Annotated in this window: 1 protein-coding gene; it reads right to left on the bottom strand. The window is 42.1% G+C overall.

Features of this window, described 5'->3' with window-relative positions:
• Positions 1-269 precede the first annotated feature (269 nt).
• Positions 270-653 (bottom strand): hypothetical protein, encoded by a 384-nt coding sequence (locus HMPREF9074_RS11525; RefSeq protein ID WP_034541042.1) that lies wholly within the window; start codon positions 651-653, stop codon positions 270-272.
• Positions 654-848: the final 195 nt, after the last annotated feature.

Raw genomic sequence — 848 nt, 5'->3', positions numbered from 1 at the left:
AAATACTCTGGTGTGAGAGGCTGACTGCATAACCTACTTATTTCCTCCCCAGTGCCACGTGCTACATAGCTTTCTACTTGTTGTATTTTTTCTTGTAGCTGGGCATCTGATAGAGGGTTTAGTAAGTCGTATAATGATTGTTCTATTCCCATAATAGTTAATTTTGAATTGTGAATTATGATTTTTTCATCATCATTACCATCATCATTAGGATTACTACGCCTCCTACACCTAACCCAATGTATAAGGGGGTGTTGTCTTTCTCTGGCTTAGGGGTTTTCGTTGCTGCTACGGTTGGCGATGGCTTGTAGCATTGCGGCATTCTGTTGTTGCATCTGGGTAAGGAACTGCATCATTGCTTCGTTGCCTGCATTGCCACCACCGTTTTTTATATTGGCTTGTGCCATTTGTAGGTAGAATTTTCTGTCCTCTTCGCTCATTCCTGCTGTGCCAGGGACATCTTGTCCGCTGCGAAACGCATTGATGAGATTATTAACGCTACCAGCTGCCCCTACTAACTGGGTAAAGCGGTTCATAATATTATCAAATGAGTAGTTCCACTGCTTAATAGGCACGCTCATAGCCGAGCGACAAGAGGTGCAGCCGCCTAATTGCGGAGCTGCTAACTGATAAAGGGCTAATTTACTTTCCATTGTGTTAATTTTTAATTGTGATTTTTGATTTATTTCATTACTTTTATCATCATTGCTACTACGGCTACGCCAGCAAGTAGATAAAGAAATGTGTGGTCGGGCTTTTGGGGTTGATTAAAAAAATCGTCAGTACGCCGCTTGCTGTCGGCGGTGCTCTGTACTATGTAATTGGTCATCGCTTCTTTCATAGATATT

The sequence above is a fragment of the Capnocytophaga sp. oral taxon 329 str. F0087 genome, from assembly GCF_000213295.2.
GTDB classification, from domain to species: Bacteria; Bacteroidota; Bacteroidia; order Flavobacteriales; family Flavobacteriaceae; genus Capnocytophaga; species Capnocytophaga leadbetteri_A.
This window is presented reverse-complemented; position numbering and strand designations above follow the sequence as displayed.